Annotated in this window: 19 protein-coding genes; 15 read left to right on the top strand and 4 right to left on the bottom strand. The window is 38.7% G+C overall.

The window, feature by feature from the left end; translation table 11 throughout:
* Positions 1-343 precede the first annotated feature (343 nt).
* Together J2Z38_RS08140 and J2Z38_RS08135 are read right to left on the bottom strand one after the other, a co-directional pair.
* Positions 344-580, bottom strand: a complete 237-nt coding sequence (locus J2Z38_RS08140; protein ID WP_209774691.1) for a DUF2922 domain-containing protein — start codon at positions 578-580, stop codon at positions 344-346.
* 13 nt (positions 581-593) lie between these two features.
* Positions 594-812, bottom strand: a complete 219-nt coding sequence (locus J2Z38_RS08135; protein WP_209774689.1) for a hypothetical protein — start codon at positions 810-812, stop codon at positions 594-596.
* 154 nt (positions 813-966) lie between these two features.
* Between J2Z38_RS08135 and J2Z38_RS08130 the strand changes: the two genes are divergently transcribed.
* The 15 genes from J2Z38_RS08130 to J2Z38_RS08065 all read left to right on the top strand — a co-directional run bounded on the left by J2Z38_RS08130 (position 967) and on the right by J2Z38_RS08065 (position 17,873).
* Entirely contained in the window at positions 967-1,269 is a 303-nt protein-coding gene (locus J2Z38_RS08130; protein ID WP_209774688.1) for an ArsR/SmtB family transcription factor, read from the top strand.
* A gap of 16 nt (positions 1,270-1,285) precedes the next feature.
* Entirely contained in the window at positions 1,286-1,510 is a 225-nt protein-coding gene (locus tag J2Z38_RS08125; protein WP_209774686.1) for a heavy-metal-associated domain-containing protein, read from the top strand.
* Positions 1,511-3,361, top strand: a complete 1,851-nt coding sequence (locus tag J2Z38_RS08120) for a heavy metal translocating P-type ATPase (protein WP_209774684.1) — start codon at positions 1,511-1,513, stop codon at positions 3,359-3,361. It begins immediately after the preceding gene.
* A gap of 252 nt (positions 3,362-3,613) precedes the next feature.
* On the top strand, positions 3,614-3,901 hold the full coding sequence (locus J2Z38_RS08115; protein WP_209774682.1) for a GIY-YIG nuclease family protein: 288 nt from the start codon (positions 3,614-3,616) through the stop codon (positions 3,899-3,901).
* Positions 3,902-4,505: 604 nt separating this feature from the next.
* Positions 4,506-4,988 carry a hypothetical protein gene (locus tag J2Z38_RS08110; protein WP_209774680.1) on the top strand — a complete coding sequence of 161 codons (483 nt, stop codon included), beginning with the start codon at positions 4,506-4,508 and terminating at the stop codon, positions 4,986-4,988.
* Between the two features lie 270 nt (positions 4,989-5,258).
* Positions 5,259-6,548, top strand: coding sequence for a hypothetical protein (locus J2Z38_RS08105; protein WP_209774677.1), 1,290 nt, complete (start codon positions 5,259-5,261; stop codon positions 6,546-6,548).
* 1,372 nt (positions 6,549-7,920) lie between these two features.
* Positions 7,921-8,592, top strand: coding sequence for a YwaF family protein (locus tag J2Z38_RS08100; protein ID WP_209774675.1), 672 nt, complete (start codon positions 7,921-7,923; stop codon positions 8,590-8,592).
* 243 nt (positions 8,593-8,835) lie between these two features.
* Positions 8,836-8,949: a YvrJ family protein gene (locus J2Z38_RS10680; RefSeq protein ID WP_223419101.1), complete on the top strand. Its 114-nt coding sequence runs from the start codon at positions 8,836-8,838 to the stop codon at positions 8,947-8,949.
* Positions 8,950-8,956: 7 nt separating this feature from the next.
* On the top strand, positions 8,957-9,622 hold the full coding sequence (locus tag J2Z38_RS08095; RefSeq protein ID WP_209774673.1) for a peptidoglycan amidohydrolase family protein: 666 nt from the start codon (positions 8,957-8,959) through the stop codon (positions 9,620-9,622).
* 1,009 nt (positions 9,623-10,631) lie between these two features.
* Positions 10,632-11,417 (top strand): hypothetical protein, encoded by a 786-nt coding sequence (locus J2Z38_RS08090; protein ID WP_209774672.1) that lies wholly within the window; start codon positions 10,632-10,634, stop codon positions 11,415-11,417.
* Positions 11,418-11,510: 93 nt separating this feature from the next.
* Positions 11,511-14,486 (top strand): FIVAR domain-containing protein, encoded by a 2,976-nt coding sequence (locus J2Z38_RS08085; protein ID WP_209774670.1) that lies wholly within the window; start codon positions 11,511-11,513, stop codon positions 14,484-14,486.
* Positions 14,483-14,923 (top strand): hypothetical protein, encoded by a 441-nt coding sequence (locus J2Z38_RS08080; protein WP_209774668.1) that lies wholly within the window; start codon positions 14,483-14,485, stop codon positions 14,921-14,923. Before J2Z38_RS08085 ends, J2Z38_RS08080 begins: the two co-directional genes overlap by 4 nt.
* Before the next feature lie 206 nt (positions 14,924-15,129).
* Positions 15,130-16,173 (top strand): hypothetical protein, encoded by a 1,044-nt coding sequence (locus tag J2Z38_RS08075; RefSeq protein ID WP_209774666.1) that lies wholly within the window; start codon positions 15,130-15,132, stop codon positions 16,171-16,173.
* Positions 16,174-16,175: 2 nt separating this feature from the next.
* Positions 16,176-16,703: a hypothetical protein gene (locus J2Z38_RS08070; protein WP_209774665.1), complete on the top strand. Its 528-nt coding sequence runs from the start codon at positions 16,176-16,178 to the stop codon at positions 16,701-16,703.
* Between the two features lie 75 nt (positions 16,704-16,778).
* A complete protein-coding gene (locus tag J2Z38_RS08065) occupies positions 16,779-17,873 on the top strand; it encodes a transglutaminase domain-containing protein (RefSeq protein ID WP_209774663.1) in 1,095 nt (364 codons plus the stop codon).
* A 944-nt stretch (positions 17,874-18,817) separates the two neighbouring features.
* Here the strand turns inward: J2Z38_RS08065 and J2Z38_RS08060 are convergent.
* Positions 18,818-19,369 carry an ImmA/IrrE family metallo-endopeptidase gene (locus J2Z38_RS08060; RefSeq protein ID WP_209774656.1) on the bottom strand — a complete coding sequence of 184 codons (552 nt, stop codon included), beginning with the start codon at positions 19,367-19,369 and terminating at the stop codon, positions 18,818-18,820.
* Complete coding sequence (locus J2Z38_RS08055; RefSeq protein WP_209774649.1) at positions 19,369-19,764, bottom strand: helix-turn-helix domain-containing protein; 396 nt, start codon at positions 19,762-19,764, stop codon at positions 19,369-19,371. Before J2Z38_RS08055 ends, J2Z38_RS08060 begins: the two co-directional genes overlap by 1 nt.
* Between the last annotated feature and the right edge of the window lie 79 nt (positions 19,765-19,843).

Genomic DNA, 19,843 nt, shown 5'->3' with positions numbered 1-19,843 from the left:
TAGGGAGTTACGTAATCTTATACAAGGTAATTATCTCTACATAAAAAAGCTTGCGAGAAGCAAGCTTCATTACCCGCCCTCCGCATAAGGAGCCGCTCGGGGGTGTAGCGGAAAGGGGGCCTGGGGGACATAAACGCCCCTTGATTTGGGGCGTTTATGCCGGAAACGTAGTGCGGGAGCACGAAAAAGTTTGCGAAGCAAACGGGTTTCCGGCCGATGAGGGACCCTGCGGAAGGTCCCTTGGGGTTCCCCCAGATACGGAGCAGTCATGTAAATGACTGAAAAAATATAGATGATGCAGTTATTCTCGGAATAACAAAAAAGACCCCACACGGGGTCTTTTTTAAGCTTTTGTCACATCAAATGGTGATTTTTCAATAGTTTCCATTTCGGCATTGGCTTTTGTTGTGACCTTGCCTTTTTTTGTTTCAAGAACACCAGATTCTATGATTTTATCCATAGCAGCTTTGACATCAGCATCTTGGTAATTATCTTTTGGATAGTCGATAGATACAGTTCTTTGAGTATTTTCAGCGTCTTTGAAGTATAATTTCAATTTTCTTTTTATTGTTTTTTCCATTATTTATTCCTCCTTAACCTAATTGTCCTTCATCGATTTTTTCTTCGTTTGCCTTGTAGATTACATAATTAACTCCTTGGCCATTGCTTTTAACTAGACTAAGGTAGGCCTCAGTAAAATTTCTCAAATTTTCTTTAGTAGCTGCTTGGTTTACTTGGGAGAAGGTCTTTGTATAAGTCTTTTTGCCAACACCTTCAACGTCCTTAAGATCATACTTAATTTTAATTTTCATATTTACTCCTTATATTTTTTTCTTGGCGCCGTACTAATAAGTAGAAATTTTTTGGAAAATGTCCCGAAAATCTTGACAAAATTTTTATATATGCTACAATATTCATATGAAGATACATTCATATGTACAAATATAGAAATGAAATGAGGTGTGGATGAAGGTAGACATAGACAATATTTCGGACAATGTCCTAAGCGACTTGGCCGACCTTTTCAAAATTTTTTCAGATTCTACAAGGATGAGAATCATGTACAGGCTCTTTGAAGGGCCGGTAAGTGTGGGCGACATAGCCGAAAGCCTTGATATGAGCCAATCGGCCATTAGTCACCAACTAAGAAACCTAAAGAAAAACAAGTTAGTAAAAAGCGAGAGGGAGGGCAAGTCCATTATATATTCCCTTCTCGATGACCACGTGAAATTAATTATAGAAATCGGTCTAGAACACATTTGCGAATAGACCAAAGGAGGATTTTATGAAAGCAAAATACAAAATTGAAGGATTAGATTGTGCCAACTGTGCAGCCAAAATTGAAGAAGCCATCTCTAAATTAGAGGGAGTCAACAGCGTTAGAGTTTCATTCTTATCAGAAAAGGTCAAATTTGACCTAGCGGATGATATTGACCTTGAAGACCTAATCGCAAAATCAAATGAAATCGCAGACAAGATTGAACCAGGATCAAAAATTTTGGTGGACTAGATGCTAAAATCAATGACAAATGACCATAAACAAACTTTTTTAAAGCTTGTTTTAATAGTCATCCTTAGCTTTGCCCTAGCATATTTTGACTCCCACATCGCCTGGGTCAATATCCATATCGTAAGACTTTGGTATCTGGGCCTATATCTCCTTGCAGCCTGGGAGGTCCTCAAAGAAGCCTTTGAAGGTCTCAAACGTGGCAAGGCCCTTGATGAGAACTTCCTCATGACCATAGCCACACTTACCGCCTTCATAATCGGCGAATACCTCGAAGCCATCGCAGTAATGGTTTTCTACGGTTTTGGCGAACTTTTTGAGGAAATTGCCACCAATTCATCCAAGGAAAACATCAAAAGCCTACTCGACCTAGTCCCAGACCTTGCCAACAAGGTCCTAGACGACGGGACAATCGAGGAAATCGACCTTGATGATGTAGAAGTGGGCGACATCTTGATGGTCCGTGATGGGGAAAAAGTCGGTGTAGACGGGGTGATAATCGAAGGAAACGCCCTAGTTGACACATCTTCAGTCACAGGCGAATCTATGCCGGTAGAAGTCGGACCTAATGATGAGATAATCTCCTCATCAATAATAAGCCAGGGCATCATCAAATATAAAGCCACCAAGGAATTTGACGACTCCGTTGCGGCAAAAATCATCGAACTAATCGAAGATTCTCACATGTCAAAATCCGACTCCGAAAGACTAATCAGCAGGTTTGCCAAGGTTTATACACCAATTGTAGTAGGATTTGCGGCAATTCTTGCCATCGTCCCACCACTTTTTATGGGCGGGGCTTGGTCAGACTATCTCCTAAGAGCGGCCACCTTCCTCGTCCTATCCTGTCCATGTGCCCTAGTATTATCAGTCCCACTCTCCTTCATGTCAGGCCTAGGCCTTGCAAGCAGGGAAGGAATCTTAATCAAAGGCAGCCAATATTTGGAAGAACTAGAAGCGGCAGATATACTTCTATCAGACAAGACCGGCACCCTCACCACAGGTGAATTTGTAGTCAAAGACATAGAATTTTTGGCAGACTACGATAGGGAAAGGGCCCTCGATTATATCTACAACATCGAAAAAATGTCCACCCACCCAATCGCCAGAGGTATTGTAAACTCAATGGATAGGCAAGAAAAACCAGACCTATTTACAACAATCGACAACAAAAGCGGCCTAGGAGTCCTAGCAGAAAGCGCTAGAGGTGAAGAAGTCAAAATCGGATCAGGCAAATTTATCGGCATAGAAAATGACGGATCTAGAGCTGTCTACTTAGCCATCAACGACAAGCCAATCGCCAAAGTCATCATAGAAGATGAGATCAAAAAAGACAGCAAAAAGACAATAGAAAGTCTTAAAAATCACTTCAAAAAAATCGCCGTAGTATCAGGCGACGGACAAGGCCCAGTCAGAGACTTGGCAGAAGAACTCGGCCTTACAGACTATTATGCAGAAGTAATGCCAAAAGATAAGCTAGACATCATGCTAGACTATGAAAACAAGGGCAGCAAAGTAGTCTTTGTAGGCGACGGGATCAACGACGCCCCAGTCCTCAAAAACGCAAATGTCGGCATATCAATGGGCGAAACCGCATCAGACCTCGCCATAGAATCATCCGACATCCTAATAGCCAACGGCGAATTCAGCCAAATGGCCAAACTAATGACAATAGCCAAACTCACCAACTCCACAGTAAGGCAAAACATCACATTTATAATGACAGTAAAAGTCCTCATCCTAATCCTAGGCATGCTGGGCCACGCCTCAATGTGGTTAGCAATCTTCGGAGATGTAGGAGTATCAATCATTGCTATATTGTGGGCAATGAGGATACTGAAGAAAAGGTTATGAAAATAGCCTTTTTTTTTATGAATTTTTTTAATCGTTATTTATTTATTATCCAAGATAAGTTCTTTCTTAAAAAAACCCAAATCCCACCGCGCCGTCCCGACAGAGGCCGTAGGCCGACGAGGGACCTTATAAATTCTGGACCAGAATATTCGAAGATCTAACCTAGGAATTGAATGATTAAGCACTAAATAACAAGAAGTTAAAATCAAATAAATCGGGTATAAGATTACTAAAGAAATAAAAGGAGAAAATATGTATCATTTTGTTTATATACTCACAACAAAATATAACAAGAGATTTTATACGGGATATACAAATAACATCGTTAGACGTACATATGAACACAAAAATCATTTAGACAAGGGAAGTTTTACAGATAAATATAACATAATCAAGCTTGTCTACTACGAGGTATTCGAAGATTACGAATACGCCAGAACAAGAGAAGATCAAATAAAGGGCTACAGAAGAGAGAAAAAGATAAACTTAATAAACAAAATGAATCCAAACTGGGATGATCTTTATTATCAGATGATATAAGAGTATTTCTTCGTTCATCCTGGTCCTCAAGCGATAAGGTCCCTCGTCGAAACCTTGCTATCTCGCTACGCTCGACCATTTCATGGAGAGCCCTCCTAGAGCCGGGCAGGCTTGCTCTCTCAGTCGGGACGGCGCAGACTAATCCCAAATCCCACAGCGCCGTCTCTAATGGGTCTGGCCACAGTGAGCGTAGCGAACTGATGGCAGCCCTTAATCGAGGCTTTTCGAGGTGAACTCTTTATCCGGAACGGATAAGAGTGAGCCCGAAAACTACCGTCGAACGACACCGCAGGTGGAGGAGAGACTTTATAAATCCAAGACCAGAACATTCGAAGCGCCACCCCACCACAATGCAAAAATCCCACAGCGTCGTCCCGACAGAAGGAGTGAAGCGACTGACGAGAGACCTTATAAATCAGGGACCAGAACATTCGAAGCGTCACGTCATGTCCCGACGGGCTTGGCGATCACCTCGGTCAATACTAGGGAGGAAAACCCTAAAAACCTTTTAGCAAAAAAACCCCCATGCCCTTGCCAAAAACAAAATTTCACTGTACAATAAAAGTACATTCAAAGTCTAAGACCGGACTAGAAAGGAGAAATTATGTATTATGAAATCATCGCCATCTTGCCGGAGCAAGTAAAAGGCAAGGGAATATATTCCCGTATATATAGAGAAGACAAATCCATCCTCGACCCACGCACACCTGCCCTCTACCTCAAAAACCTCTACGAATCCAAAGGCAAAAACAAAAAGCAGATGGACAAAAAAATCAAAGAAACCTACCAAATCCAAAGAAACATCCCCTACGCCATAGACTCCAACCACGTCTTCTTCCCATTCAAAATCAGATCCACCGACATTATGGAAAACAACCGAGCCTTCATCAATGTCAAATTCATCAGGGAAATCAAAGGCAGTTCCATAGTCCTAGACACAGGAGAAGAAATCCAAACCCTCACCACCAACAAGGCCCTAATCCAAAACAAAATCCTAGCCAGAGCCCTACTAATGGAAGAAATCTTACAAACCACCCTACAAAGGGAGAAAACATTAAGATATATGACTGCTTACTTAAAAAGGTAAGATTTACCTTTAATGGTAGTAAAAACTTTTATTTAAAAGTTATTACTACCATTAATTCTCGGATTCACAATCTGATTCTCTTGTCTCGGACAAGATTCCCCATGAATTATGTAGAAATATTGTAGTAAAATTTAGCGAAATTTTATATATATTGACAAATTGCATAAATGTGTTGACAATGTGGAGAAAAGATTGTAAGATTATAAATGTAAAGTGAGTACACAAAAGTACACAACAAAAAAAGAAGTAATTCAAAGGAGAATTAAAATTATGAAAATGAATAAATTAGCAGCAGGTGCATTAGCACTAGCTCTAGGTCTTGGTGCAGTTGCTCCAGCAGTTGCAGCAGAAGGACACACAGGTAAATCATTTATATCTGAAGCATATAATCAAAAAATCAAAGAAGTAGAAGAATTATATGTTAAGAAAGAAGCAGATAGAAAAGAATTAGAAGATGCTAAAAAAGCTGTTGAAGCAGCAGACGCATTAGTTAAATCTACAAAGAAAGCTTATGACGATGCAGCAAAAGCTTCATCATCTGAAGTTCTTCCAGCAACCATTGAAGCTGCTAAAAATGCAGTAAATACAGCAAAATCTGAACTTGAGTTAGCAGCAAAAAAACTAAATTCACTTGTTGATGAAAACAAAAAAGCTAATGCTCAAGGCGAACCAGAAGGCGATAAACTAGAAGGCGATGCTTTAAAAACAGCTATTGATGAAGCTCAAGCAGAATACAATAAAAAAGAATTAGCTTACGGTGCAGCACAAGATGCATACGCTAAAAAAGTTGCTGATGTTAAAGCTGGCGAAAAAGAAGTAAATCTTTCACCAAAGGCAAAAGCTTTCAGAGCATATTCTGAAGCATTAGATAACCAAAAGAAAGCTATCGCAAGAAAAGTAAAAGCTGATAGAAAATACAATGGTGAAATTGACCAAACTACTGGTGAGTATACTAAAGAAGCTGAAGGTTCTCGTGAAAAATATGACCAAGAACTTGATAAGCTAGTTAAATGGGCTGAAGGTGCAGGCGCTATCCTTAACATCGAAGGTGGCAAAATCACTGTAAAACCAGCTGAAAAAGAAGTTAAGAAAGATAACCTTGCTGAACTTAAGAGAGCAAAATCTGACGCTGAAACAGCTATCAAAGCAGTTAAACTTCTAAAAGAACTTTCTCCAGAAAAGATCAAAAAAGTAGAAGCTAAACTTAACGCTCTAGTTGCTAAAAACGAAGAACTTGTTAAAAAAGCTGACGCTCAAATCGCTAAACTTGAAAAGAAAATGGCTTTCATCTCTACAGCATACGCTGCTGAAGAAGATGACACAGACGCTCTAATCAAAGAATTAGACCAAACAACTGGCGAAATCAAAGATCTAATCAAAGACACACCAGAAGACAAAAAAGCTAACGAAGAAAAGAAACCAGAAGAAAAGAAACCAGAAGAAAAAACTCCTTCTAAAAAAGCTGGTAACAACGCTAAAACAGGTATCGCAGGCATCGCAGGCGTAGCTGGTATCCTAGCAGCAGCTTCAGTTGCATACGCAGCAAGCAAAAGAGACTAATTAATTTAGAATCTTAAGAAAGGCCCACAATAAGAGTGCACTCTTAGGACTTTTCTAAAAAATAAATACCCGGGTACTCACTTGACAAAAACCTTCCTTTTTAAAAAAGGGAGGTTTTTTTATTCCACCAAAACCTTCCGTTTTGTTAATCCGAGATTAACTGTATCACATTAATAATCTAGGTCATTTACATGACCCCTCCGTACATAGGGGGAACCCAAGGGGGCGGCAGATGCCCCCTCACTGGTTCCCCCTAAAACCCCCTTACGCTACACCCCCAACTGCTCCTAAAGCGGAGTGCGAAACCAGAAGTTTGCCTATCGGCAAACCTCTTTAGTAGAGTTAATGACCTTGTATAAGATTACGTATAACCCCAGAGATTTCTAATATTCAAGCCCCTAAAAACTGATAACTCGCTAACGCTCAAACGATCAGTTTTTTTGACGGGGCTTTCTATTAGAAATCTTTGCATAGTAAAGGAGAGAATTGGTTTCGATGTTCCAGAGTTGCCAGGCTCGTTTGGCTTTCGCCAAACATTGCTTGATGGGGTTTGTCTTTCTAATACGAAGAGTTTAAAAACTTAAGACCTTGTATTTTAAAATCACAAGCATCCGTGAAGAAAATTGCACTGACAGTTTTTTGAGAATATAAAAAACAATAACTACTGTGAACTAATTTATAAATAAAAAGTACAAGTCAGACGAGATTGCAATTTTTAGGAGGCTTGGGATTTTAAAAAGTTTGGATAATAATTTTCTAAAACAAGGGTTCCTCCATACCAACACGTTTGCCGAAGGCAAACTCCTTGTCCCACGAGAGTGGTCGCCCGGAGGGGTAACGGGAGGGGGTTATGGGGGACATAAACGCCCCTTGATTTGGGGCGTTTATGCCGGAAACGTAGTGCGGGAGCACGAAGGAGTTTGCGAAGCAAACGGGTTTCCGGTCGATGAGGGAACGTGCGAAACGTTCCCCAGGGGTCCCCCTTATTACGAAGATTCAATTGTAAATAAAACAATAATTTAAAAGATAAAATAATAATTTATCTAGGAGAAAAAAATCCAATCTTGGGGTTCCCCCAGTTACGGAGCAGTCATGTGAATGACTGAGAAATAATTTATGATATGGTTAATCTCGGATTAACGAAAAAAGATATTATTTTCTTCGAATATTCTGGTCCAGGATTTATAAGGTCCCTCGTCGAAACCTTGAAGGTTTCTCGCTCGGGACGGCGCTGTGGGAGTTTAGATTTTAGAGTAAAGATAACTTATCTCGGATAAGAAAGAAAAATAACTTATCTCGGATAAGAAAGAAAAAAATAATTTATCTCGGATAAAAGAGTATAATGATATTATTATCAAAGAAAGGGAATTTTATGGATTATTTTTTTAGGACCACTCCTGACGCTGGTTTTACTTTTAATATGCATTTGGTGCGTTTGGGGCTTGTTTTATTTTTATTTCTTATATATCAATTCAGGAAGAAGGCTTGGATTTTGAGATTTTTGCTTGTGGCTAGTGTGTTTTTGCAGGGGGTCTTGTATTTTTGGTACACTCTCGATAACGATTTGTTGCTTAGGGAGGGGCTTCCTTTGTACCATTGCAGGATTGCGGGGATTTGTTTGCCGATTGCTTTCCTTTTGAAGAAGGAGAAGTCTATGGCTTTTTTTGCTGATTTGGCTTTGGTGGGGACTTTGGTGGCTTTTGCTGTGCCGGATCCTTCGAAATTTGCCTGGCCTCATGTGACCAATCTGACCTATATTTTAAACCACTACGTCCTTATGGCTTGTGGGTTACTTGTGACTGTAAATCACCCAAAGTCTTTGACTTTCAAGGAGATTGGCATTGGTTCTTTGGTCATTAATTCTACAATTTTTGCAGTAGATTTGGCTCTTTCTGCCAATTATGGGTATCTGACAAGGGTGCCGATTGCATTTTTTGACTTCGTTCCCGTGCCTCTAGTTTTCATCATTATGACGATTTTATTCACCATCGCACTTTATTTGGTGGAGATTTTGAAGAAAAAATTCGGGACATTTGCGGATTAATTTCTATATATTATTAGCCGGCTAAAAAATATATAGAAAGGAGAATGAGGCAACTTTCTATTTAAAATCGAAAAAAACAAGGTTTTTGCCTTTATAAAACAAAGATTGCCCTAGCTTGGTCTAGGGCTTTTTTAGTAGAATTTTTTAGGCTAGTACCCTCTATATTTTTTCTTTTTTAGTTCTTGCTTGCTTTGATAGGATTATCTAAAGAAAAGTCAGCAAGTTTTGTGCCTCTATGTTAGTATGGACATTGTTGATTTAATTTCACAAGTAGGTTTCCCGATTGTTATGAATCTCATTTTGATTGTTCAGATTAATGGCAAGCTTGATGAGATTTTGAGGGAGATTAAGAAGTAGGAGGATTATGACTAGAGAAAAAATGATTGATTTCGCCCTCTCCAAGGTGGGGAGGGTGGGCTATTGTATGGCTTACCCAGCGAGGTTGGGGCCAAGTTTTTATGATTGCTCGTCCTTTGTCTATTACGCTTTGATTAGTGGAGGATTTTTGCCTAGGGGAAGTCTTATTGGCAATACCGAGAGTCTTTATAAGCTCAAGGGCAAAATTTTTGAGGAAATTTATTCCTATGAAAATGTAAGGTGTGGGGATATTTTTATCAGGGGAATTGAGGGCAGGTCTGCCGGTGCGGGCGGGCATACAGGGATTTTCCTTGCCAAGGATAAAATTATCCATTGCTCTTATAGGAAAAACGGGGTCGCAATCCAAGATATGGCGACAGGCCTCGGTTTTGTTCTAGACCGCAAAAGGTCGGCTAAGGAAAGGTATTTTAGGCCGATTGATAGGAGGAAGAGTCAAGAAAGGATAATTGATAAGATAGGAATGGCGATTATAAGAGTTGCGACAAATGTGAGAGCCGCCCCAAGTGTCTACGCACCAATAGTAGCAGTCTACTACCCCGGCGCAAAAGTCTACTACGATAGGATTGTAGAAGCCGAAGGCTATGTCTGGGGGTCCTATATTGGCTCTACGAGCGGAAAGAGAAGGTATTTTTTTCTTTCTTATCCAAGATAAGTTATTTTATTTTATCAATCCGAGATTGACTGTATCTTAAAAATAATTAAGGTCATTTACATGACCCCTCCGTACATAGGGGGAACCCAAGGGGGCGGCAGATGCCCCCTCACTGGTTCCCCCTAAAACCCCCTTACGCTACACCCCCAACTGCTCCTAAAGCGGAGTGCGGAAGCAGAAGCTTGCCTTTTCGGCAAGCTTTTTTTGTAGAGAGAACGTCCTTGTTTTAGTTGGTGTATTTACCCAGAGATTCCTAATATTCAAGCCCCTAAAAACTGATAACTCGGCTCCGCCTCAAACAATCAGTTTTCTTAACGGGGCTTTTTATTAGAAATCTTTACCCGATAAAAGGGAGAATTAGTCTCGAAGTTCCAGAGTTGCCAGGCTCGTTTGGCTTTGCCAAACATTGCTAGATGGGTTTTGTTTTTCTTATACGAAGAGTTTAAAAACTTAAGACCAAGAATTTTTGTAAATGAAGGAGGCGTATAAAAATTTGATTGTTTGAGGCGTTAGCCGAGTTATCAAATTTTAGCCGACTGAATGTCAAAAAAGTCAGAAAATGGTTCGACACAAACAGGGGAACCGCTATATTAATAGTTTGCCGAAGGCAAACACAATATCCCCCGCGAGGGGTCGCCCGGAGGGTGTAACGGAAGGGGTTTAAGGGGAGCCGATGAGGGAACGTGCGAAACGTTCCCTAGGGCTCCCCTTTTTACGAAGATTCAACTGTAAATAATGAAAAAATATCATAAGACAAAATTAAAATTAAAACTAAAGTTTAAAGATAATAATCCTGGAATAATAGACTCACCTAGTGAAAAAGTCCCTTGGGGTTCCCCCAGTTACGAAGATTCAATTGTAAGTAGAATGATAATTTATAATAAGATAATATTAAAAGAAAATTATAAGATGTTTATCCTGGATTAATAGACTCACTTAGTGAAAAAAATGGTATAATATTAATAAGTATTAATTGTTTTCTAGTTGATTTTACAAGAAAGGATTTGTTATGAATAAGAAACTTAGAGTTTTGTCGCTTGCTATGAGTATGGCTTTGGTTGCGCCTTCTTTGGCTTTTGGGGCTGAGGATAATATTGATTTAAGGATTAAAGATCTTGATCGTGAGATTAGTGATCTTGAGGCTAAGTATAAGGCTCTTATTGATACTTATAGGAATGTGAATAAGTCTTCTCATGCCTATGTGAATAAAAATGGTAAGCTTGTTTCTAACAAAGAGGCTATCCAGGAGCATTTGCTTGAAGTTTCTACCAAGCTTGATGATTATGTGGCTAATACTACTCCTTCTTTGGAGCAGCCTATGCTTGGGGTTTATTTCCTTAATGGGGCAAAGATGAATGGAGCTAGTATCCGTGCGAAAAATGCCAATGACCTTTATAAATATCTTAAGGGATATTTTGTGATGAAGGAGGGCAAGGATAAACAAGCTTATGATGCCCTTTTGGTTGAGTATGTCAATGCGATTTCTGATTCTGTTACGATGCCTAATATTGATGCGGCTAATGATGTGATTTTTGACCAGGTCAAGGAGAAGAGGAATGCTCTTGAACTTGCCAAGGCTAAGCGCAGGAACCTTGTCATGATTAGGGATAGGGGCAAAATCGAAAATCTAAAGAGGGCTATTTCTGATGCTGAGACTACTATTGCCGCTTGCAAGCAGCTTATTAATTTAGCGCCTAAGAAGGTGGCTGATGTGAGGGATAAGCTTGATAGGTTGATGGCTAACCAAGAGGATTTGATTAGGAGAGGTAAAATTTTACTTGCCAAGTATGAATAGCCTTGTAAGCATTGAAATCTGGGTATTTGTTGACAAGAATGCCCAGATATATTATAATTAGGCTAACAGGCGTATGCTTGTGGGGAGATATGAATGAATAAAAAAATAATTGCAAGCCTTTTGACCCTAGGCCTTGTTTTAAGCCCCGTTTCGGGGGCTGTGAGTGAGTCTTATGCGACTGAGGTGAGCAGTGAGAAAAGAGAATTAAGTAAAGAGGAATTGGCTCTTGAAAAGATTGGTATAATTAAAAATTACCTTAATTATTATCAATCATATAAAGATTCAAATGACTATCGTTTAGCAGATGATGCTTCAAGAGCCAAGCTTGATAAAGCTGCGATAGATGCTGCAGAATACTCTAAAAAAAATGAAGTCACCTTAGCAGAATTAGATAAGCATATTAGTAGTATTGAGAATGCTCTTGCTGAACTTGTTTCAAATGCAAGTGATAATCAAAAGAGCCTAAAGATTAATATTATAAATTCTAATAAATTATTAGCTAATAATGATACAAAAAAAGAAACTGATGAGTATAAGCTTGTATCAGCAAAAATTGCTAATGCTATGGCAGTTCTAAAAAAGGATAACATAGATAAATCCGATTTTAAAAAGCTTATTACAGCTAATAGCGAATTAGTTGATGCTTTTTTGAAGGCTAAAGAAAAATTTGAAGATAAGACTAGCTATGAACTTCCAAAAGATGAAGAAATTAGCAAATTAGATGAAGAATTAAATAAAGAAGTCAAAGTTAATATTGATTTCAAAAAGCTTTTGGAAGATAGACAAGCCTTAATTGAAAAAAACGAAAGTTTTAAAACAACAACTGAGTATATTGAAGCAAATCCAGAAAAGAAAGAAGCCTATGAGAAGGCCTTTGAAGAACTTAATTCCATAAGTGACCAAAGCGAAAGTTTAGAAAATTATAATAATATTTCTGAAAAGCTTAGAAAGCTTGCCCAGGCCAGGTACGATATTGAAGGCAAGGACCTAGGTCTAAATACAATAAAAGTAGTTCCAAGTGTCGATGATAAGGCAAAAGAGATTGAAAATGAAATTCGAATTTTGAAATCTTACATTAATGATAAGGGCAATATCAATAAGATATTTTCAAAACCTGGTTTTAAGGACGATGCTCTTAAAAAATCTTATAACGAAGCTTTTACCAAGGCTCTTAATGTTGTTTTAGGAAAAGAAAAGTTAAAAGACCTTAAGGAATACCAAGACTTATCAGCTCAACTAAAAAAGCTTACAGATGAAATTAAATCTAAAAAAATAAGCGAAGTAAAACCAACTGATACAACAAAAATAGACAAACTTAAGGCTGCTATTGAAAAGGTTAGAGAATTTAGGCGTACAGCGACTTATGAAAGTAAATCTAAGGAAAATAAAGACCTTAAGGATAAGCTTGAAAAGGCTTTGATTGAAGCTGAGGAATTAGAAGATAAGTATAAAGGCAATCCTACATCTGTAAAAGACGAGGACATTGACAGGGCTATTAAGGCTTTGGAAGCGGCTCTTGATGATTTTTACGGCTTCAATAATAAGGATGCAGCTAGGAAAGCACTTGAAACCTTGCTTGTTAAGACTCATGGTATAAAGATTGACCAAATCTATGATACAAGTGATCAAAAAGAAGCTAAGGATGCCTATATTAAGGCCAAGGACCAGGCGGCTAAGCTTGTGAAAAACAAGGATGCCAGCGTTGAAGATATGGCTAAGGCCTACAAGGACCTTGATGATGCTTTAAACAAACTAGCAGAATTTTTAAATAAGAGATTAAAAGATTTGGTTGATGACCATCCTAAATTTTCTGAAAGCGAAAAGTACAAAAAAGTTGACGCTGATGTTACTAAGGATGATGTGATTTTAAACTATCTTACAGTTTTGGCAGATGCGAAGAAAGAGCTTGATAAAGCTGCCCCAGATGCTAATGCCTTAAATAACCTATACAAAAAATTGAAAAACGCTAGGGCAGAGATTAACGGCGAAATGACTAGCCAAGCTAGGAAATTAGCTGATGCTATCATAGATGGTCGTGCCCTAATGGAAACAAAAGAATATAAGAAATTAAAGGCAGGCCTTACAGGTGAGCGCAAGAAAGCGGCTGAATTTTATTCAAGATACCTTGCAGTTGCCGAAGAACTCCAAAAAGCAGGCAAACTTGATAGCCAGGATGCTAAGGATATCCTAGATTTGATTAACCATGCTAGAGATTTTATTGAAGGCAAAATCACTGAGGAAAAATACCTAAGCAATTATTACTATCACACTCTCAAGGCTTTGAAGACCTATAAAAACGGTGAGGAATACAAAAAACTTCCACAAGCCCTAAGAGATAAACTCGATAAGGCCCTAGAACTTTACGAAACAAGTTCTGATGAAAAGGCTGTTTTCAGTGCCTTAGATGCTGTTTGGAGAGAAAAAGAGATCCAAGCAATCATCAAGAAAATGGAATTAGAAAGAAATCCAAACGTCACCAGGGATAAACTTCTTGAAGACCTTAATAATTTGATTGCTGAAGATAAAAAACTTAAGGAAGGTGGATTTAAGTATCAAAAGGCTCAAAAAGTTCTCAGAGATGCTTATGACCAAGCCCTTAAGGAAGCGACAGACTTTATACAAAACAATGATAAACCAACAGAAGAACAAGTTAGGGCAGTTTACAACAAATTACTAAATGCCAAAAATGCCCTAGATGGGGATAAGTTTGATAAATTAATCCATGACCTAGCCGCTAGGTTTAAGAAAGAACAAATGAAGATAGGAAATCCAGCCGACAGAAAGGCTATAGCTGATAAAATCAATTCACTTTCTGGCGAAAATATGACCATGGATGATGCTTTGAGGGTCGAAAAAGAATTAAATGACCTTATCAATCCAAAATTTGCAGCAACTCAAACCCTTGTTCCACAAGGACAGGTGCCTACAACTACTAGACCTGTTTCTACAGTAACAAATCCAGGTTCAATCGTAAAAACGGGTATAAATGGAATAGCTAAAGTTGCAGTAGTTCTTGTTGCAGCTCTGGGTATATTTATAATAACATCTAATAAAGGAGATAAAAAATGAAAATAACTAACAAAAAAATTATAGCAGTTCTTTTAATCGCAGGTACTCTTACAGGTTGTGATAGTCTTAAAAACAAGATCAAGGGCGAAGATACTAAGGTAGAAGAGCCAACAACTAGCGAAGATGCTGCTAAAAAAGAAGGCAAAGAAGACGCAGAACACTACGAATCTACAGAAAAAGAAGGCAAAGAAGGCGAAGAGTCTAAGGACAAAGAAGGCGAAGATTCTAGCGAAGCTGAGACTGATCCTGGCATGACAGCTAAGGAAAGACTTGAAGATGCAATCTTTAATAACAGAGTTCAAGCTAGGGCAGCAGAAATCCTTCTTGAAGAAGTTCCAGACTCACTTTCTGAAGAAACAAAGGCTAGACTTGAGCAATTAGTCAAAGATTCTAGCGACCTAATTGAAAAAGCTGAAGCAGCTCTTCAATCTCTATAAATTTAAAAAAGAGGCGGAAGCAAAATAAGATAAGTCAGATAAAACAGTGATTTACCACAAAGGACCGAGGCTAGAGTGTTTTCTAGCCTTGGCAAGGTTAAAATTGTATTGTCCCTAATTTTGCCAGGCCTCTTTTCCTATCCTTTGATAAATTGCTAAAAAGAGTATATTAAAAGTAGAAATATTTACAATAGAAAGGTTGAAATATGAAAAAGAATAATATTAAAAAAGTTATACTAGCAGCAGCTCTTGCAGCTAGTGTTTTTGGACCAAAAGTAGAAAAAGCTTATGCTACTAACACTATTACAGTTAGTCAAGAGTTCTATGATGCATATATCGGACTTCAAAATACAATCAAACAAGCTAAGGAAATGATAGAAACCCCTAGGTATTTCAATGCTAGTGGTTATTATCAAAGGGGTCTAGATGGACAAATAAAAGCGTCTGAGGAAGTTTTCGATAAAGCTTATAGAAATATTAAATTGGATAGAAACCTAGCTAACGAAGCAACTAGATTAGATCTAGTTAATTCTACTCGAGATCTTAAGCTTGCTATGAATGCCCTAGATGGCAAAAAAGCTTCAATTTCAGAATTAAAAAAATTAGTAGATGATAACCCTGCCTTTACTGAATCATCATCATTTAGAAATGCGACAAAGGCTGAAAAAGATGCTTATTTGAAGGCATATAATGAAGCTAACAGTTTTGTAATTTATCACGGTTATGATGAAAGCAAGTTATCAGAATCAAAAGTAGCTGCCTATGTTAAAAATCTTAAAGATGCTAGATTGGCTATTACAAAATCTTACGAACCACTTGAAAACAAACTAGCTTTAAAAGAAGAAATTGCCCTAGCAAGCAAATTAAGAAATGATGGAGACAAATACACAAAGAAGAGCTTTGACACCTTCTTGGCTGCCCTTAAACTTGCAGAAACAAGTGTTGAAGATAAGGCAAGCAAAAAGACTGCTGTAGAATACAAGGAACTAACTGATGCCCTAAAAAAAGCCAGACTTGCCCTAGTGGAAAACAAGGTTGAAGATGAATCTACAAAACTTCGTAGACAAAGACTACAAAAATCACTCGAAGAAAATAGGATAGCTGTTAAGGCTGCTAAGTTATTGCTAGATGTGTCTCCTGAAAAAGTTAAGTCTGTAAAAGCTGACTTACTAAAATTAATTAAAAACTCTGAAGCTTTGGCAGTCAAAGCTGAAGAAGCCTTAAAAAAGCTCGATGGAATTAAGGGATAAGCATGAAAATAAATAAGAAGATAATGGCCTCTCTGTTGGCTATAAACTTTGCCTTTATGGGTCTGGGTCAGGCTAGGATAAGCGAAGTTTATGCGGCAGAGCAAAGCCAAGAGCAACAATATGCTGTACAAAAGATGAACCTCAAAAATGCTGTGGATGACTATATAGATGTAGTTAGCAGCGAGGCTTATAATTATCATGTTTCAGCAAAGACAAAGAGCGAATATGAAGTAGCCATGGCTGAAGGACGTAGAATCCTTGATAAGGGCAACGATGCTACATTCTTAGAGCTTCGTCAAGCCACAGCCAGGCTTCAAGAAATCAAGGAAGCGATGAAACGCCAAACCGCTGCAAGTGTAGGCAAAAAAGTAAAATTACAGGCTTTGGTAGAAGAAAGCAAAGTCACTATCAGCGCTGTAAAGCTACTATTTGCAACATCACCAGAAAAAGTTGCCAAGGTAAGACCACAGCTTGAAGCCTTGATCAAAAAATCAGAAGCCTTAATTAAGAAAGCGGAAGCTATTTTATAGAAAATATAACTAGCAGGATATAAGGTCCATTGCGACATAGACTGGTCCTGCTAGTTATTTTATTATGGAGATGATATGAAAATTATAAAAAAAATCGCCCTCATCCTAGTCTTGGGCCTAGGCCTAGTTGTGCCAAGCCAAAAATCCCAGGCCTCCACTGCAAGTGAGGAAAAATTCCTAAAGATTAATACAAAAAAATATAGGGATGTCCTAGACGAGGTAGGGACAGCTATGAAGGAAGATAGGCTAAAAATTTCCAAGGAAAAAATCGACAAGGTCAAAATTCTCATGGAATCCCTCGAAAAAACCCTGGATAAGGTTGAAAACTTGCAAGCGACTTATAGGGACAACAAAAAAATCAGAAATCAGATTAGGCTTCACCTCCAAAATAGGGACTCTTATTTTGTCATAGACATTGGTAAGGTCACCACTAATCAAAAAATATCAGATCTATTCCTAGATGTGGCCAGGGAAGACGATTATTTTTATTATGGTCAGTATAGTTCAGCAAGGATAGATACAAGCTACAATCCAGAAAAGTCTAGTGAAGGCAAGACCTATATAGAAAAGGCAAAATTTGACGTAAAATACAGGGTAGGTGTGGATATGGAATATTCCACAACAGATTTTGTAAAAAAATGGGTAGGTGAAAATATAGATCCATCCCTCACAGAATACGCCAAAGTCAAAGCCATCCATGACTATATAGTCAAGAAAAATTTCTACAACAAGGGCGATAGGAACGAAGAAAGCGGGGGAGTATCAATCTACCACCCAGCCTCAATAATTTACGGCAACGGCGGAGTCTGCAACGCCTACGCCACCCTCTTTGACCTAATGGCAAAGGAAGCGGGCCTAGAAACAAGGTTTTTGACAGGCAAATCCCTAAAAAATGGCGAAGACCATATGTGGAACATGGTAAAAATCATGGGCAAATGGTACCACATCGACACAACCTGGGACGACCCAGTAATAAACTTCAGCGACAAGGATATAGAAAACCTAGGAGACTTCGTAATCTACGACTACTTCCTAAAATCCGACGCAGAAATCAAAAAATCAAGAAGTATAAACGAAAGCAAAACCCGCCCACAAGCCACAACAAATTTTCCAACCAGCCCAGAAAACTCAAAAATAGAAGAAATAGATGGAAAATATTATGTAAGATGATGAGAAGCCAGGCTATCTCATTGTCTTTTTTTTTATCCGAGATAAATTATCTTTTTTTCTTATCCAAGATAAGTTATTTTTTCTCTTATCTTAAATATTTTCCCAGTCAATTACATTACTGCTCCGTTCAAAGGGGGAGCCCAGGGGGACTTTCCGTATGTCCCCCAACCGGCTCCCCCTTAAACCCCCTTCCGCTACCCCCTCCAAACGGCCCCTTGGCGGGGAGCTGAAGCAGTAGATTTCCTTCGGAAATCTTTTTTTGATAGAGTTTATGTCTTCGTTTTAGGAATACTACCTTCATAATTTTTTTAAAATCCCAAGCCTCCTAAAAATTGCAATCTCGTCTGACCTGTATTTTGTATTTTTAATTGGTTCACAGTATTTATAATGCTTTTATTCGTAAATAGCTGTCAGTGCAATTTTTTTTGACGGAGTCTTGGGATTTTAAAATACAAGACCTTAAGTTTTTAATATCTTCGTATAAAAAAGACAAAACCTATCTAGCAACGTTTGGCGAAGCCAAACGAGCCTGGCAAACACTAGAACATCGAGACCCTTTTTTCCCTTTATCGGGTAAAGATTTCTAATAGAAAGCCCCGTTAAAAAAACTGATTGTTTGAGCGTTAGCGAGTTATCAGTTTTTAGGGGATTGAATATTAGAAATCTGTAGGGTTATACAAATACTAATACAAGGATATTATCTCTACTAAAAAAAGCTTGCGATTAGCAAGCATCTATTTTCGCACTCCGCTTTAGGAGCAGTTGGGGGTGTAGCGTAAGGGGGTCTTAGGGGGAACCGGTGAGGGGGCATCTGCCGCCCCCTTGGGTTCCCCCTATGTACGGAGCAGTCATGTAAATGACTAAGAAAACATAATAAGACAAAATTAAAATTAAAGTTTAAAGATAATAATCCTGGATTAATAGCCTCACCTAGTTAAAAAGGATTAGTAGGACCTCAAATTTCTAGAATCTTTGCCGTCGATTTGCCTAAAGAAGTCGGCCTGGCTTGGGTTTTCTTTTCTGATGGGCATACCCATCCTGTGCATCTCGTTGAGTTTAAATATCATGAGGTTGACGTTGACGTCGTAGAGACTAGCTAGTTCGTTGTAGGTGTAGCCTTCTATTATGTCTTCCATGAGGCTTTTTTCATCTAATAAGAGGTGGGCGGCAAAGATGTTGGCTTCGATTTCCATTTCGCTATTGATGTCAAAAAGCTCATATTCTACCAAGGTTTTCTTGGCATTTTCCTGGTGATAGAGGTCGTGGCCTAGCTCGTGGGCAAAGACCATGGTCCTTATCCTGTAGTCGACGTGGGGATTGTAGAAGACAAAACGACTGTCCAATATTATCTTATACATGCCAAGAAGCTTGGTGTCTTCCTTGAAGGGGATAAGGTGGACTCCACGTTCTTCAAGGATTTCCCTAGGATCACGGGTGCCGTGGGTCTTAATTAGGTCAAGGGCATCCTCATAGATCTGGTCATAGGCATAGGCCATTATTTATTGGTCCTAAATTTTTTGCTGTCTTGCCTGGCTATATAATAAGCTTCAGAGATGGCATCAAGGATGGCCCTCTTGTCATTTTCTGGGATTTCTCCGCCTGCCATAAGGCCAATGACTCCGTCGACTAATTCCTCTGCTTCCTTGCCTGCCTTAAAGCCGTACCTCTCACGGGTGGTCAAGATGAAGTCTTCCTCGTCTGTGACTAGGTAATCGTGGCTGGTATTTAGGGCGTCGGCCAAGAGGTCGTAGGTCTTTCTGTACCTTGGTTTTGACAGACCTAGCTCATAGCGAGATATGGTTTTTAGGGATACATTAACCATTTCAGCTAATTCACCTTGGGTTAACTTTTTTTCTTCTCTTAGACTTTTTAATTTGCTTGCGAAACTCATAATTTTCCTCGATTCTTTTTAAAAATTTCTCCTAATTCCAAAACAAATGTCTTGACAAAAGACGTTGAGTGTCTTATAA

It is taken from the genome of Anaerococcus degeneri (assembly GCF_017874475.1).
GTDB classification, from domain to species: Bacteria; Bacillota; Clostridia; order Tissierellales; family Peptoniphilaceae; genus Anaerococcus; species Anaerococcus degeneri.
The sequence above is the reverse complement of the archived record's forward strand: the minus strand, read 5'-3'. Positions and strand labels throughout refer to the sequence as shown.